Origin of the sequence: Corallococcus sp. AS-1-12 (assembly GCF_020036995.1) — a bacterium.
GTDB lineage: Bacteria > Myxococcota > Myxococcia > Myxococcales > Myxococcaceae > Corallococcus.
The window spans coordinates 196192-210674 of the sequence record NZ_JAIQDD010000006.1 but is presented as its reverse complement, the minus strand read 5'-3'; the positions used below and the strand labels follow the sequence as shown (position 1 = coordinate 210674).

Annotated in this window: 15 protein-coding genes; 13 read left to right on the top strand and 2 right to left on the bottom strand. The window is 69.0% G+C overall.

Annotated features, from left to right (window positions below; all coding sequences use genetic code 11):
• Window position 1: 1 nt before the first annotated feature.
• The 6 genes from K8556_RS12525 (at window position 2) to K8556_RS12500 (ending at window position 3745) form a co-directional block, all read left to right on the top strand.
• Window positions 2-634 carry a ThiF family adenylyltransferase gene (locus K8556_RS12525; protein WP_223740283.1) on the top strand — a complete coding sequence of 211 codons (633 nt, stop codon included), beginning with the start codon at window positions 2-4 and terminating at the stop codon, window positions 632-634.
• Window positions 598-1077 carry a M67 family metallopeptidase gene (locus K8556_RS12520; RefSeq protein ID WP_223740282.1) on the top strand — a complete coding sequence of 160 codons (480 nt, stop codon included), beginning with the start codon at window positions 598-600 and terminating at the stop codon, window positions 1075-1077. Before K8556_RS12525 ends, K8556_RS12520 begins: the two co-directional genes overlap by 37 nt.
• Before the next feature lie 157 nt (window positions 1078-1234).
• The gene (cysC, locus tag K8556_RS12515) at window positions 1235-2005 is read left to right on the top strand and encodes an adenylyl-sulfate kinase (RefSeq protein ID WP_223740281.1); all 771 of its coding nucleotides are present in this window, start codon (window positions 1235-1237) and stop codon (window positions 2003-2005) included.
• 91 nt (window positions 2006-2096) lie between these two features.
• A complete protein-coding gene (gene larE, locus K8556_RS12510; protein ID WP_223740280.1) occupies window positions 2097-2993 on the top strand; it encodes an ATP-dependent sacrificial sulfur transferase LarE in 897 nt (298 codons plus the stop codon).
• On the top strand, window positions 2990-3517 hold the full coding sequence (locus tag K8556_RS12505; RefSeq protein WP_223740279.1) for a hypothetical protein: 528 nt from the start codon (window positions 2990-2992) through the stop codon (window positions 3515-3517). Before larE ends, K8556_RS12505 begins: the two co-directional genes overlap by 4 nt.
• A 63-nt stretch (window positions 3518-3580) precedes the next feature.
• Window positions 3581-3745 carry a ribbon-helix-helix domain-containing protein gene (locus tag K8556_RS12500; RefSeq protein ID WP_120563010.1) on the top strand — a complete coding sequence of 55 codons (165 nt, stop codon included), beginning with the start codon at window positions 3581-3583 and terminating at the stop codon, window positions 3743-3745.
• A gap of 12 nt (window positions 3746-3757) precedes the next feature.
• On the opposite strand, the gene K8556_RS12495 is transcribed toward K8556_RS12500, so the two are convergent.
• Window positions 3758-4618, bottom strand: coding sequence for a tRNA pseudouridine(38-40) synthase TruA (locus tag K8556_RS12495; protein ID WP_223740278.1), 861 nt, complete (start codon window positions 4616-4618; stop codon window positions 3758-3760).
• Between the two features lie 67 nt (window positions 4619-4685).
• Between K8556_RS12495 and K8556_RS12490 the strand changes: the two genes are divergently transcribed.
• From K8556_RS12490 to clpX, 3 genes are all read left to right on the top strand, one after another.
• The gene (locus K8556_RS12490) at window positions 4686-5579 is read left to right on the top strand and encodes an AgmX/PglI C-terminal domain-containing protein (RefSeq protein ID WP_370639915.1); all 894 of its coding nucleotides are present in this window, start codon (window positions 4686-4688) and stop codon (window positions 5577-5579) included.
• A 27-nt stretch (window positions 5580-5606) separates the two neighbouring features.
• On the top strand, window positions 5607-6260 hold the full coding sequence (locus tag K8556_RS12485; protein WP_370639914.1) for a hypothetical protein: 654 nt from the start codon (window positions 5607-5609) through the stop codon (window positions 6258-6260).
• 224 nt (window positions 6261-6484) lie between these two features.
• A complete protein-coding gene (gene clpX, locus K8556_RS12480) occupies window positions 6485-7762 on the top strand; it encodes an ATP-dependent Clp protease ATP-binding subunit ClpX (protein WP_223740275.1) in 1278 nt (425 codons plus the stop codon).
• A 90-nt stretch (window positions 7763-7852) separates the two neighbouring features.
• Here the strand turns inward: clpX and K8556_RS12475 are convergent, their stop codons facing one another.
• Window positions 7853-9373, bottom strand: a complete 1521-nt coding sequence (locus K8556_RS12475) for an Hsp70 family protein (RefSeq protein ID WP_223740274.1) — start codon at window positions 9371-9373, stop codon at window positions 7853-7855.
• Between the two features lie 341 nt (window positions 9374-9714).
• Between K8556_RS12475 and K8556_RS12470 the strand changes: the two genes are divergently transcribed.
• The 4 genes from K8556_RS12470 to K8556_RS12455 all read left to right on the top strand — a co-directional run bounded on the left by K8556_RS12470 (window position 9715) and on the right by K8556_RS12455 (window position 14464).
• Window positions 9715-11964 carry a serine protein kinase PrkA gene (locus tag K8556_RS12470; protein ID WP_223740273.1) on the top strand — a complete coding sequence of 750 codons (2250 nt, stop codon included), beginning with the start codon at window positions 9715-9717 and terminating at the stop codon, window positions 11962-11964.
• A 148-nt stretch (window positions 11965-12112) separates the two neighbouring features.
• Entirely contained in the window at window positions 12113-13003 is an 891-nt protein-coding gene (locus K8556_RS12465) for a S1C family serine protease (protein ID WP_223740272.1), read from the top strand.
• An 83-nt stretch (window positions 13004-13086) separates the two neighbouring features.
• Complete coding sequence (locus K8556_RS12460) at window positions 13087-13545, top strand: cytidine/deoxycytidylate deaminase family protein (protein WP_120617863.1); 459 nt, start codon at window positions 13087-13089, stop codon at window positions 13543-13545.
• A gap of 256 nt (window positions 13546-13801) precedes the next feature.
• Entirely contained in the window at window positions 13802-14464 is a 663-nt protein-coding gene (locus K8556_RS12455) for a histidine kinase dimerization/phospho-acceptor domain-containing protein (RefSeq protein ID WP_223740271.1), read from the top strand.
• The last annotated feature ends 19 nt before the right edge of the window (window positions 14465-14483 follow it).

The following is a 14483-nucleotide window of genomic DNA, read 5'->3' as shown; positions in this document are numbered from 1 at the left end:
CATGGCGCTGCGCGAGGACCAGATTCTCCGCTACTCCCGGCAGATCCTCCTGGGGGACGTGGGCGGGCGCGGGCAGGAGGCGCTGCTTTCGGGCGGCGCGCGCGTGGACGGGCTGGGCGCGTCCGGCCTCACGGCCACGGCGTACCTGGCCGGCGGCGGCACCCCGGTGACGGGCGTGGGCTCGCTGACCCTGGGCCCCTGGTCCCCGGGTTTCCTCGCGTCCGCGCACGACGTGGGCCAGCCCGTGGCGGAGGTGCTGGCGCGCGTGGTGCCGGAGGTGAACCCGGACGCGGTGGGCACGCCCGGCGGCGGGCTGCTCGCGGAGCTGCCGGCGGCCTGGAGCGGAGAGGCCCCCTGGGTCGCGCTGGGCGGCGACGGCGCGCGCGGCGCGGTGGTGTTCCGGGGCGCGGACGGGTGCGTCTGGTGCTTCGGTGAGACGGTGCGCCACCTGGGCACGCCGCCGGATGGCGCCATGGGCGTGGCCCTGGGCGCCCTGGGCGCGCTCGTCTTCCAGCGGCTGCGGCTGGGCCTGGGCCCGTCGCTGGGCGGCCGGTGGCTGAGCGCTCCGGGCGCGATGACGGAGCTGGAGCCGCGCCGGTGCTCGCGCTGCGCCGCGGCGGAAGCGAAGCCCTGATCCCGCCGGAAGTCCTGGCCCGGATGATCCACCACCTGGAGGCCGCGTGGCCCCGGGAGGGCTGCGGCGTGATCCTCCGGAGCGGGGCGGGGGAGGGGGACTCCTGGCGCGTCGTCCCGCTGCCCAACGCCTCCCCCACGCCGCACGTCGCCTACGCCTTCGCCCCGGAGGCCTGGCTCCAGGTGTGCCTGGACGCGGACGCGCGACAGGAGGCGGTGGCCTGCGTCTTCCACTCACACGTGGACGCGCCCGCCGTCTTCTCCGCCGAGGACCGACGCCAGGCTGCTCCCTCGGGAATCCCACTGCTGCCTCAGGTGTCGTACGTGGTGGTCGCCATACGCGGAGGCCGTGCCGCCTCCGCCTCCCGGTCTGTTTGGAGCGCGGGGGATTTTCAGACTGTTCCGCTTGCATTGGCGGATTTCAGGTTTGAAAAACCCGTGTAAGGGCGGGAACTTGCCCTGCAACCGACCCCACCTGCGGAAAGGTGGGTCCGAATTGTCAAGTCACTGGGTTTTCGTCTATAAAGCGGCGGTCTATTGGATCTGCCGCGTCCTACGCCGCGTGCAAGAAGCGCTCCGGACGCAGGGAGTTAGAACCCTTATGGCCACCAACACTGGATTCACCCTCTGGCTGACCGGCATGTCCGGGACCGGGAAGACCACCACGGCCGCCTACATCGCGGCCCGGCTCCGGCAGGTCGGACGCAACGTGGAGGTCCTCGACGAGGGCGAACTCCAGAACGACCTGTGGGCCGGCATCGGCGACACGAAGGACGAGCGCAACACGGTGGTGCGCCGCCTGGGCTTCGTCGCCGGCCTCCTGGCCCGCAACGGCGTGGCGGTGCTCGTCCCCTGCGTCAGCCCCTACAAGTCGAGCCGCGAGGAGGTGCGCCGCTCGGTGGGCAAGTACGTGGAGGTCTACGTGGACTGCCCCACGGAGAAGCTCATCGAGCGCGACACCACCGGCAAGTACAAGAAGGCGCTCAACGGGGAGATCCCCAACTTCATCGGCATCACGGAGCCGTACGAGCCGCCCACCTCCCCCGAGGTGACCATCTACTCCGACACGGAGTCGGTGGAGGACGGCGGGACGAAGATCTTCCAGGCGCTGCTGGACCTGGGCCTGATGTCCACGGACGAGCTGAAGACCATCACCGGCAAGAAGATGAAGGCCAACCCGCTGCCGCCGAAGAAGGCGCGCCGCGACGAGGAGGACCCGCCGGCCCGCGTCGCCGCCGTGAAGGCCGCGAAGGCGCCCAAGGCGGACAAGGGCTCCAAGGGCGCCAAGGCGCGTCCGGCCACCCGCGCCGCCCGCGTGGGCAAGCCGGCCCCGGCCGCGAAGAAGAAGGCCGCCAAGGGCAAGGCCCGCTAAGGCGCACCGTCGTCCCCTGACTGTCGAAGGGCTCCAGGTTGCCCGCGCGATGCGCGTGCAATCCGGGGCCCTTCCGTTTTAGGAGTCCCCCATGCTGAGCCCCGAGCGGATTGAAGCCCTGTGTGAAGCGTCCCGCCCCAAGCTGGAGGCGATGCGCGACGCCCTGCGCGCCCACGGCAGCGCCCTGGTGGCGTTCTCCGGCGGCGTGGACTCCACCTTCGTCCTCGCCATCGCGGCGGAGGTGCTGGGCGAGCGCGCCCTGGCGCTCACCGCGCTGTCCGCCTCCGTCGCCCCGGAGGAGGAGCGCGAGGCCCGTGAGCTGGCGGCCCGCCTGGGCGCCCGGCACGTCGTCGTCTCCAGCAACGAGCTGGCGAACCCCAGCTACGCCGCCAACCCCACCAACCGCTGCTACTTCTGCAAGACGGAGCTGTACGACCTCTGCGAGGCGAAGCGCGCGGAGCTGGGCCTCACCGTCGTGCTGGACGGCTTCAACGCGGACGACTTCAAGGATCACCGCCCCGGCCACAAGGCCGCGAAGGAGCACCGGGTGGTGTCCCCCCTGGCGCAGGCCGGGCTCACCAAGGAGGAGATCCGCGCCTGGAGCCGCAAGCTGGGGCTGCCCACCTGGGACAAGCCGCAGATGGCGTGCCTGGCGTCGCGCATCCCCTACGGCACGTCCGTGACGCGCGACCGGCTCCTGCAGATCGCCGCGGCGGAGTCGGAGCTGCGCGCGCTGGACTTCAAGCAGTTCCGCGTCCGCTACCACCAGGACGTGGCGCGCATCGAGCTGGCCAGCGAGGAGTACCCCCGCTTCTTCGAGGCCGGCATCCGCGAGCGGATCAACGGCGCCTTCAAGTCCCTGGGCTTCAAGTTCGTGGCCCTGGACCTGGAGCCCTTCCGCTCCGGCCGCCTCAATGAAGCCGCCGGCATCGCCCCCGCGGCAGGGCAGGGCGCGGCCGAGGGCTTCAAGCTCCCGGTGGTGGGGTGAGGGGTCTGCTGATCCCGCTGGGCCTGGCGCTGGCCACCCCCGCTGGGGCGGTGGAGTCCCTGGATGACGGGCCCTACGCGCGCCGGCGCTCGCTGATCCTCACGGTGGGGCCCGGGGCCACGTACACCGAACGGATCAGCGGGGACGCCGCCGTGTCCGGGCTCGCCGGGCACCTGGACCTGGGGGCCGCCATCACCGTGGGCTACGAGGGGGACGAGGTGTTCCTCCTCGCGCGCGGCAGCACCGGCCGCCCGGGCGAGGAGCTGGCGCTGATCACCGGCTACCGCAGCCTCTTCGGATCCGAGTCGTGGCGGACCTTCTTTGATCTCGGCGTTTCCGTGCGTCCGATTTCTGGGCCGTGGCTGGGGCCTCGCATAGGGTTCGGCGCCAGACACACCCTCTCGGATCATTTCGCGCTGTACGGCGGGCTCGGCTTCACGTTCGGGTTCGGCTCCGGACTGCGCGCGGACACCGAGCTCTTCACCGGGTTGCAGTGGATCATCCCGGTGGGTTCGGCCTCGTAGGTTGTTTTCTTGAGGTTGTCCGACATTGTGAGAGGGTGTGTGCATCTGTCGGAGGCCACGCACTTGGACATGAATCCCCGCCTCACCTCGGTCGTGTTTCGTCTCAATCGCGAGAAGCTGGATGCCCTGAAGGAGCTGTCGCGCTCCACGCGCATCCGTCAGAGCGAGTACCTCCGGGAGGCCATCTCGGATCTGCTGGCGAAGTACGAAGCGCGCTTCGTGGACTGAAAGCGCCGCACGTCAGCCCGGCGGCGCTCCCGTGAAGGGTGGCGCGTCGGGCAGACCGGGCGGGTGGAGGCGCTCGCCGGGCCCGAAGGGGTCCACCGCGGAAGGATAGCGGACCTCCCACAACACCAGCCCATGCGCCGGGGCCTTGAAGCCGGCCAGGGCGGTCCCCGAATCCAGCGCCGCGTGCCACTGCTCCTCGGACAGGAGCCCCGCGGCCACCTTCAGCGCGCTGCCCACCAGGTACCGCACCTGGTAGCGCGCGAAGCCGTCTCCCAGAAGCCGCGCCTCGAAGAGCCCTCCGCCCAGCTCCCGCAGGGTGGCGGACTGGAGCGTGCGAGGCTTCTGGGGACTGGAGCGCTCGTGGAACGCGGTGAAGTCCCGCGTGCCCACGGCGCGCTCGAGCAGCGCCTCCAGCTTCTCCGGCACCACCCGGTGGCCTGCCTGGAGGGTCTCGTCCGCCGCCGCGTCCAGCGCGTACGGCCTCCACGCTTCCGTCGGAGGCGCGCCCAGCGTCAGGTGGTAGCGGTACTCCTTGCCGCTCGCGCTCCACTGGGCGTGAAAGGCGCCCGGTGGCCGCTTCGCGACGCACAGCCCCACGTCCGGGGACAGGTGCGGCGACAGCCGCTCGGGCAGCGACTCCAGGGGCACGTCCTCATTCAGGCGCAGGCTGATGACCTGCATCCGCGCGTGCACGCCCCGGTCGGTGCGCCCGGACGGCATCACCGTGGCCGGTGAGCCTGCCTGCTCCAGCGCGGTCTCGAGCGCGTCCTGGACCGTGGGGCCCTCCACCTGGCGCTGGAAGCCGCGGAAGTTTCCACCGCGATACCAAGTCCACAGTACGGCGGGAATTCGTTTGGGGGAGGACCTGGCCACGGCGTTGCGATGTCGAGGGGAGAAACACGATACTCCCGCGCGAATGCTGGCCGCTCAAGAACTCGCGATGGACAGTGATGGGCAGTGGCTTTTCCGTCAGGGCGACCTGGTGCTGGGGCCCATCACCGCGTCCCAGGTGGTGGAGAAGCTCTACACGGGGGAGCTGACCCCGGACAGCCCGGTGGCCCCGGCCGGCGAGCGGGAGTTCCGCAACCTCCGGGACACCGCCGCCTTCCAGGTGCACATCGCGCGCTTCGAGGCGCAGGGCCGCGTCGCCCAGATGATGCTCGTCGAGCAGGCCCGCAACCAGAAGCGCGTGAAGGTGCTGGCCGGCGTCGCCGCGGGCGTGGCGCTGCTGCTGGGCGTCACCGGCTGGTACCTGGCGCGCAACGCCGCCGTGTACGGCCTGTTCGGCGCCACGGAGGAGGCGGACGGCATCACCATGGATCCGCCCACCATCCGCCTGGCCCAGGCGCGCGCGGACGACGAGGACCTCTTCGCGTACCCCACCAACGACCCGCGCCGCCCGGATCGCCCCGCGGGGCAGGGCAGTGCCACCGGCAAGACAGGCGGGAGTGGCGCGGTGGCCACCGCCGCCGTCGCGGGCAACCGGCCGCCGCCCCGCACGGGCAGCGTCTCCACGGATCCGGACGGCCTGGAGATGGCCCAGCAGTTCGACCAGGGCGCCATCAACCGGGTCGTCGCGGGCAACCAGTCCAAGCTCTTCCGCTGCTTCAAGGAGGAGGCCGAGCGCACGCCCGGCCTGTCCGCGAAGATCCCCATGGAGTTCGTCATCGGGAACGACGGCCGCGTGAACAAGCTCTGGGTGGACAACCCCCAGTTCAAGCAGGGCCCGCTCTACGAGTGCCTGTTCTCCGAGCTGAAGAAGTGGCCCTTCAAGGCCTACGACGGCGAGCGCGCCACCGTGGGGCTTTCGTTCAATATCGGCAAGCGGGGGTAGGGCGACTTTCTTGCCCACCCTCCGGACGTGCCCGATACAACAGGCATGTCCGCCTCTGTCGCCGAAGTCGAAATCGCCAAGAAGGCCATGAGCGTCCCCCCGGGGACGTTCCGCCACACCGTCCTGCTCGCCGCCAAGCGCTTCAAGTCCACCTGGGCGGAGCTGGGCAAGCTGCTCGTCCAGGTCCGGGACGAAGCCAAGTACGAGGAGTGGGGCCACGCCTCCTTCGAGGCCTACTGCCTCAAGGAGCTGCACATCAAGAAGCAGACGGCGCTCAAGCTCACGCGCTCGTTCAGCTTCCTGGCCAAGCACGAGGACCCCGAGGAGCTCCAGCAGCAGGAGTTCCCGGAGAAGGCCCCCGCCTTCGAGGTCGTGGAAGTCCTGGCCGACGCCGAGGAGCGCGGCCAGCTCTCCCCCACGGAATACAAGTCGCTGCGCGACAGCATCTGGAGCCCGGAGAAGTCCCCCACGGAGCTCAAGAAGGAGTTCGCCGAGCGCTTCCCCCGGCCCCCGCCGGAGCCGCCCCCGGAGAGCCTCCAGGTGCGGAAACTGGCGCAGATGGCGCGAAAGCTCGCTTCCGAGCTGGCGGGAAGCCGTCGAGTCCCCAACGCTGTCGCCGAGCGGGCGGCCGCCCTGGCGGATGATGTCGAAGAACTCGCGTCGAGCGTGACGGACGCCTGAGTCGCTGTTATCCAAGACCGACCCGTTGACCTGGGCTGAACGCTCCCATGAAAGGGCGCTTCCACCGGGCTTCCTGCCCGAAGGGGAGGGCCCTATAGTGGGTTCAGGGCCTGTAGCAGGTGGGCCTGGAGCCGTCGTAAAGACGTGGGCGGCTTCGCGGGTGTTGGAGTGCGGTGGTCGGCGGAGAAGGTCCCGAACCGGGACCGGCGAACTCGGAGGCGGCAGTGAAGAAGGAGCACCACGTCAACCTGTCCTGCTCGTTCTGCGGCAAGTCGCAGCGCGAGGTCCGGAAGCTCATCGCCGGACCCACGGTCTACATCTGCGACGAGTGCATCAAGCTGTGTAACGACATCATCGCGGACGAGAACGAACGCGAGGAAGGCAAGCCGCAGGTCAGCCTGCCCACGCCGCTGGAGATCAAGGCGTTCCTCGACGACTACGTCATCGGTCAGGACCAGGCGAAGAAGGTCCTCTCGGTCGCGGTCTACAACCACTACAAGCGCATCTACCAGAAGAAGCCGGCCTCCCGGCCGCGCCCCGGGGTGAAGAGCCCTGGCGGCGAGGAGGTGGAGCTGCAGAAGAGCAACATCCTGCTCATCGGCCCCACGGGCTCCGGCAAGACGCTGCTCGCGCAGTCCCTGGCGCGCTTCCTCAACGTCCCCTTCACCATCGCGGACGCCACCAGCCTCACCGAGGCCGGCTACGTGGGTGAGGACGTCGAGAACATCATCCAGAACCTCCTCCACAACGCCGACTACGACGTGGAGAAGGCCGCGCGCGGCATCGTCTACATCGACGAGATCGACAAGATCGCCCGCAAGGGTGACATGCCCAGCGCCACCCGCGACGTGGGCGGCGAGGGCGTGCAGCAGGCCCTGCTGAAGATCATCGAAGGCACCCGCGCCAACGTCACCCCGCGCGGCGGCAAGAAGTACAACCAGCAGGAGTACGTCCAGGTCGACACGACCAACATCCTCTTCATCTGCGGCGGTGCCTTCCACGGCATCGACGGCGTCATCAAGCGCCGCGTGGGTGAGAAGGGCCTGGGCTTCGGCGCGAAGATCACCCACAAGGAAGAGCGCAGCGTGGGTGAACTGCTGGCCATGACGGAGCCGGAAGACCTGATGAAGTTCGGGATGATCCCGGAGTTCATCGGCCGTCTGCCGATGATCGCGACGCTCAACGACCTGAAGGAGGATGACCTCGTCACCATCCTCACGATCCCGAAGAACGCCCTGGTGAAGCAGTACCAGAAGATGTTCGAGATCGAGAAGGTGAAGCTCACCTTCACCAAGGAAGCGCTGCGCGCCATCGCCCGCGAGGCGATGCGCCGTCACTCCGGAGCGCGCGGCCTGCGCGCCATCATGGAGGACGCCATGCTGGAGATCATGTACGACGTGCCGTTCCGCGAGGGCGTCAAGGAGTGCAAGATCACCGAGCAGGTGATCACCAAGCACGAGCCTCCGCAGATCGTCATGGAGAAGGAAAAGAAGACCGCCTGAGGTCTCCCCCAGACGGTCGGTGGTTGCCTCCGGCGCCCCTCGCCTCCAGCAGGCAGGGGCGCCGTGGTGTTTCTGGCGCTGGGTGCCGCGTCAGCTCTGCGTGACGCGCACCGTGGTCTTCATCTCGCGGCCGGTGGCGGGGTCCTTCGCGCGCATGGTGAGGATGCCCTCCACGCTCACGTCGAAGATGATCTCCACGTTCACCGTGCCGGCCTTGGCGGGCATGATCCCGGAGAAGGTGAACTCGCCCAGCAGATCGTTGCGCGCCACCGTGTCGTGGTCGCCCTGGAAGATGCGCATGGCGAGCTCGGTCTGATTGTCGATGCTCGTCGTGGCCAGGAGCTGCTTCGCGTTGGGGATGGACGCATTGCGCGGGAAGACGACGTGGAAGCCGCCGTCGCCGCGCTCCAGGCCAATGGCCATGGGAATGACGTCCAACAACTGGATGCGCAGGTTGGTGTCGTCCTGGAGCGAGTGCGCGTAGAGCGCGGCGCCGATGGCCACGGCCTCGTCCGGGTGCACGCCCTTGCTGGGCGGCTTGCCGAAGAACTTGGTGAGCCGGTCCTGCACGACGGGCATGCGCGTCTGGCCGCCCACCAGCATCACCTCGTCGATGTCCTTGGTGGACAGGCCGGAGTCCACCAGCACGCGCGCCACCATCTGCAGGGTGCGGTCCACCAACTGGTTCGTCAGTTGCTCCAGCATCTTGCGCGTGAACTTCATCTCGATGTTCAGCGGCTGGCCCTGCGCCGTCATCGTGATGAAGGGGATGTTGAAGGGCACCTCCTCGCGCGCGGACAAATCAATCTTGGTCCGCTCCGCCAGGTCCTTGATGCGCTGCATGGCCACCGGGTCCGTGGCCAGGTCGATGCCCGTCTTGGCCGCGAAGTCCTTGAGGACGTGGTGGATGATGGCGTTGTCGAAGTCGATGCCGCCCAGGAACACGTCGCCGCCGGTGGCCTTCACCTCGAAGACGCGGTCGCGGATTTCGATGATGGAGACGTCGAAGGTGCCGCCGCCCAGGTCGTAGATGACGACCTTCTCCGCCAGCCCCTTGCCCACGCCGTAGGCGAGCGCCGCCGCGGTGGGCTCGTTGATGATGCGCACGACCTCCAGATCGATCAGCTTGCCGGCGTCCTTCACGGACTGGCGCTGCCGGTCGTTGAAGTACGCGGGCACCGTCACCACCGCGCGCTTGATGGGCGTCTTCAGGTAGTTGGAGGCGACCTCGCGGATCTTCCCGAGGATCTTCGCGCTGATCTCCTGGAGGGTGAACTCCTTCTTCCCCACGTCCAGGGTGACGTCGTTCTTCGTGCCGGGGCGCATGTTGTACGCCACGGACTTCTTCATCGTGCCGACGACTTCACTGCTGAAGTTGAGCCCGACGAGGCGCTTGGCGCCGTAGACGGTGTTGCGCGGGTTGAGCTGCCACTGGCGCTTCGCCTCGAAGCCGATGAGCTCGTTGCCCTTGTCGTCGATGGCGAAGATGGAGGGGATGGTGTACTCGCCGCCCTTGTAGGGGATGAGCTTGACGTTCCCGCTGTCCTCGACGATCGCCGCGCACGAGTTCGTCGTGCCGAGGTCGATGCCGATGATGGGCTCCTTGTGCATCGCGTGTGGGCTCCGGGTGAGGCGTTGCGGCTGGATGGGGTGTGGCTTCCCGGGACCGTATCTCACCCGTCCCGGGTGCGCGAATCACGAACCATCCGTCATCCGACGGACGCCCTCAATCTTCCAGCGCGCCTGAACCTTCCCCCCGGGACGCCCGCCTGGCCGGGTGGGACACGGCTGGCGTCCAAGCGCGCGGCCCCGAACACACCGCCCGCGAGGGCAGGGGGGCTCGCTTTACATCCCGGGGGCCGGGAACGAAGGTCAGCCCCGGGGGTTCACATGCGACGGCGCAGCGCCGTGGCTACATCCGAGAGACCACCCATCCACAGAGGGGAGCCGCCGTGGAAGCGAAGGGCTATCTGCAGGAGGTGGGCGCACAGGTCAGCGCCGACTTCGTCAAGAACCGGTCCATCCTGTCCTTCGAGGAGTACCTGTCGCTCTTCTTCACGGACCCGAAGGGGCAGTCACGCAACGCGGCGCAGTACCTGCGGGACGTGATGGACCACTACGGCACGGAGGCCGTGCCGCACCCCACCGGCACCATCCGGCGCTTCAAGGTCTTCGACGTGCCGTCCGCGGAGCACGACGGCCGCGTCGCCGGGCAGGAGGAGGTGCAGAACGCCCTCTACCGCATCCTGGGCAACTTCGTGCGCGCCGGCCGCATCAACAAGCTGATCATGCTGCACGGCCCCAACGGCAGCGCGAAGTCCAGCCTGGTCAACGCGCTGAAGCAGGGCATGGAGGACTACTCCCGCCAGCCGCAAGGGGCCCTCTACCGAATCGCGTGGGTGTTCCCGTCGGAGAAGCTGATCAAGGGCTCCATCGGCTTCGGCGAGCGCGCGGGCGTGAAGTCCGCGGAGGGCGAGTTCACCACGTACGCGCACCTGGACGCGGAGTCCCTGGACCTGCGCATGCCCTGCGAGCTGCGCGACCACCCGCTGTTCGCGGTGCCTCCGGCGGAGCGCAAGGGCCTCCTGGAGGGGGCGCTCAAGAAGAAGGGGCTGGGCGACGGGGCGACGGGGGACTTCCTGCTGTCCGACTACGTGCGCGAAGGCGAGCTGTGCGCCAAGTGCCGCCGCATCTATACGGCCCTGCTCAACGCCTACGGCGGGGACTACCTCAAGGTCCTGCGCCACGTGCAGGTGGAGCGTTTCTACGTGTCGCGCCGCTACCAGGTGGGCACGGTGACGGTGGAGCCGCAGATGAGCGTGGACGCCGCCGCGCAGCAGATCTCCGCGGACCGCACCCAGCTCAACCTGCCGGCCGCGCTGCACAGCACGGTGCTCTTCGAGCCGCACGGCCCGCTGGTGCACGCCAACCGGGGCCTCATCGAGTACGCGGACCTGCTCAAGCGCCCGCTGGAGGCCTTCAAGTACCTGCTGGGCTTCAGCGAGACGGGCGAGGTGCCCCTGGAGCCCTTCGTGCTCCAGTTGGACGAGGTGCTCATCGCGTCCTCCAACGAGAAGCACCTGGGGGCCTTCAAGGAGCTGCCGGACTTCGCGTCGTTCAAGGGCCGCATCGAGCTGGTGCGCGTGCCGTACCTGCGCCGCTACAAGGTCGAGCAGGAGATCTACGACGCGCAGATCACCGCGACCTCCGTGGGCAAGCACGTGGCGCCGCACGCCACGGAGGTGGCCGCGATGTGGGCGGTGCTCACGCGCCTGAAGAAGCCCATCCCGGAGCGCTACCCGGCCAACGTGAAGCCGCTGGTGGACCAGGTGGCCCCGGTGGAGAAGCTGCACCTGTACCAGGAGGCCGGGGTGCCCGCGCGCCTGTCCTCCGCGAACACCAAGGAGCTGCTCAAGCTGCGCGAGGAGATGTACGAGGAGTCCGACGCGTACCCCAACTACGAGGGGCGCTCCGGCGCGAGCGCGCGGGAGATCAAGACGGCCCTCTTCAACGCCGCGCAGAACCCGGACTACAAGTGCCTCCACGCGCTGGCGGTGCTGGAGGAGCTGCACGCGCTCTGCAAGGACAAGAGCGTCTACGAGTTCCTCCTCCAGGAGGTGATGGACGGCTACCACGACCACGAGACCTTCGTGCGCGTGGTGGAGGGCGAGTACCTGGACCGCGTGGACTCGGAGGTGCGCGACTCCATGGGCCTGGTGTCGGAGGGCCAGTACCGCGAGCTGGTGGAGCGCTACATCCAGGGCGTCAGCCACTGGGTGCGCGGGGAGAAGATGCGCAACCGCGTGACGGGGGAGATGGAGAAGCCGGACGAGGCGCGCATGGCGGAGGTGGAGGCCATCGTGATGCCGCAGGGCGAGGCCCCCGCGGACTTCCGCCGCGGGCTCATCGCGAGCATCGGCGCGCACCGGCTGGACAACCCGGACGGCGCCATGGACTACCCGCGCATCTTCCCGGACATGTTCAAGCGCCTGCGCGACCATTACTTCGAGGAGCGCAAGCGCGTGCTGCGCAAGAACAAGGAGAACGTCCTCAAGTACCTCTCCGAGGACCGCAACCAGCTCACCGCGCGCGAGCAGTCCCAGGTGCAGGACACGCTCAAGACGATGGCCGAGCGCTACGGCTACTGCGAGTTCTGCGCGAAGGACGCCATCCTGTTCCTGATGCGCCAGCGCTACACCTGACGGGCGGGGGAGGGCAGGCATCCGGTAAGCCGATGCCTGCCCGCCTGCTTTTCATTCCAGGCCCGGGCTCGGGATGATGGGACCTCACACCGAGTTGGTGCGTGTGTCGTCGTCTTCTCGTCCCCTCCTCCTTGCGCCTGGAGTGTTGATGAACCGGTTGCTGTTGGGCACCCCCCTCCTGTGGGCCCTCGTGTCGTGCGCCAGTGCCCCGTCGCAGTCCTCCTCGGACACTCCGGTCGCGGCGCACACGCAGGCTCCGCTCCGGGTGGAGCGGGCGCTGGCCCGCCCCGAGCCCACGCCGCAGCCCACGCGCAAGGCGATGGTGCGCCGCATCCTCCCGCTCAACGTGCGGCTGGTGACGACGGAGGACGGCAAGGTGCGCCGCTCGGCGTCGGGCGTCGTCATCGGCACGGAGGCCGGTGGGGCCGGGCCCGTCAGCTACGTGCTCACCAACGCGCACGCGGTGGAGCAGGGCGACCTGGAGGACCCCGTGCTCAAGGTCGTGCTGGACCGGCGCGCGGAGACGCACGAGTACCCCGCGGAGGTGGTGGCCATGGGCCAGGTGCCGGACCTGGACCTGGCGCTCCTGCGCGTGACGGGCGTGACGTGGCCCGTGGCGGAGCTGGCCGCGGACGACGAGCCGGAGCCGGGCGAGGACGTGGTGGTGGCGGCGTCCCCGTACGGCCGCGCGCTGTCCATCTCCGGCGGCATGGTGTCCCAGGTGGAGTGGGACAAGGAGACGAAGCACCCGCGCATGCTGAAGACGGACGCGCCCATCGGCTACGGGGCCTCCGGCGGCGGCATCTTCAGCCTGGAGACGGGGCGGCTGTTGGCCATCGTGGAGGGCTACCGCACCGCGAAGGTGGACTTCGAGGTCGACGCCCAGAACTTCAGCTTCGACGTGCCCATGCCCGGCGAGACGTTCGCCGCGCCCAGCGCCAAGGTGCGCGGCTTCCTCCAGGCGAAGGGCTTCGGCCGGCTGCTGGAGCGCTCCCCGGACGCGGACGGCGCGGGGCCCCAGAAGACCGCCAGTCGCTGAGCCCACAGCCCCGGACCGAGAAGTTGGTGCGGGCCTGATCCAGCGTTAGAGCTGCGGGCTCTTTCGCTGGAGGGTTCACGCGCATGTCCGCTCGGGGCAATTGGGATCAGTACTTCATGGACATCGCCCTGCAGGTGGCCACGCGCGCCACCTGCGACCGCAAGCACGTGGGCGCGGTGCTGGTGCGGGACAAGACCATCCTGTCCACCGGCTACAACGGCGCCATCCGCGGCCTGCCCCACTGCGATGAAGTGGGCCACATGATGGAGAACGGCCACTGCGTGGCCACCGTCCACGCGGAGGCCAACGCCATCATCCAGGCCGCCAAGAACGGCGTCGGCATCGACGGGGCGACCATCTACACCACCGCCAGCCCCTGCTGGCCGTGCTTCAAGCTGATCGCCAACAGCGGCTGCACCCGCATCGTCTTCGGTGAGTTCTACCGGGACCCCCGCATCTTCGAGTACGCGGCCCGCCTGGGCCTCCAGCTCGTGGGCCTGGGCGCCGCCGCGCAGCCGCCCTCGCCCGCAACCGGGACCTGAGGGTGGACGCGCTGTCCGGGGATGTACAATCCCTGGACGCGCGGTTCTCCCCGGGTGGGGTTCCCGTTCGTTGAATGACACTTGTGAGTGCTCCTAAGTGGCTGTTCCGACACGGGAATTTTAGAACTCCGGCAAGAATTACCGACCCAGGGTTGACGATCCCAGGGGTGCTCCCTAAATCCTGGCCTCGGTAGGGCGGCGGCGGGGGTGGGGCGACGGAAATTCCCAGGAGTTCCAGGTGGTTAACTCATCTCTCATGGCCAGCAGTGTGCCTTCTGTCCAGGAAGTGTCGGACCCGGTGGTGGGCGCGGCCCGCTACGACGCGGTTCCGCCCTTGATGGACAGCTTGCTGCACGACGTGCGCAACCCGCTCAACGCGCTGGCCATCCATCTCGAAGTGCTCTCCGAGAAGCTCAAGGGAGAGTCCGGCCAGGTGCCGGCCACGCAGGAGAAGAACCTCAAGGCGATGCGCGAGCAGATCGCTCGCGTGGACGGCCTGCTCAAGCTCTTCTCGGACTTCATCGTGTTTCGCGGGGCGGGCCCCTCCGGGGACGCGCCGCTGTCGGACGCCACCGGCAAGGCCCTGGACGTGCTGGGGCATGAGAGCCGCCGGCGCCGCCTCCAGGTCCAGCGCTCCATCGAGCCGGACGTGCAGGCCCACCTGGAGGACACCACCGAGCTGGGGTTCTTCCTGGTGCAGGTGCTGATGCGCGCCTTCCAGCGCGCGGAGTCCGGCGCCACCGTCGTCGTCTCGGTCCGCGGCGAGGGCGCGAGCGCGGTGCTGGAGGTGACGGACGGCTCCCCGGCGCCCGAGCGGGCGACGGACACCGTGGCCGCGCTGACGCTCCGCGCGGCCCAGCTTGGCATCGAATTCTTCGTGGAGGCGGGGACGTGCCGCCTCGTGTTCCCGCGCGCCTGAGCTTCCCCCTCCTGGGCGC

Bases quoted from the DNA above. Each gene is read 5' to 3' on its own strand.
- K8556_RS12525 (WP_223740283.1), top strand. From the start codon at position 2: ATGGCGCTGCGCGAGGACCAGATTCTCCGCTACTCCCGGCAGATCCTC.
- cysC (WP_223740281.1), top strand. From the start codon at position 1,235: ATGGCCACCAACACTGGATTCACCCTCTGGCTGACCGGCATGTCCGGG.
- larE (WP_223740280.1), top strand. From the start codon at position 2,097: ATGCTGAGCCCCGAGCGGATTGAAGCCCTGTGTGAAGCGTCCCGCCCC.
- K8556_RS12490 (WP_370639915.1), top strand. From the start codon at position 4,686: ATGGACAGTGATGGGCAGTGGCTTTTCCGTCAGGGCGACCTGGTGCTG.
- K8556_RS12475 (WP_223740274.1), bottom strand. From the start codon at position 9,373: ATGCACAAGGAGCCCATCATCGGCATCGACCTCGGCACGACGAACTCG.
- K8556_RS12465 (WP_223740272.1), top strand. From the start codon at position 12,113: ATGAACCGGTTGCTGTTGGGCACCCCCCTCCTGTGGGCCCTCGTGTCG.
- K8556_RS12460 (WP_120617863.1), top strand. From the start codon at position 13,087: ATGTCCGCTCGGGGCAATTGGGATCAGTACTTCATGGACATCGCCCTG.
- K8556_RS12455 (WP_223740271.1), top strand. From the start codon at position 13,802: ATGGCCAGCAGTGTGCCTTCTGTCCAGGAAGTGTCGGACCCGGTGGTG.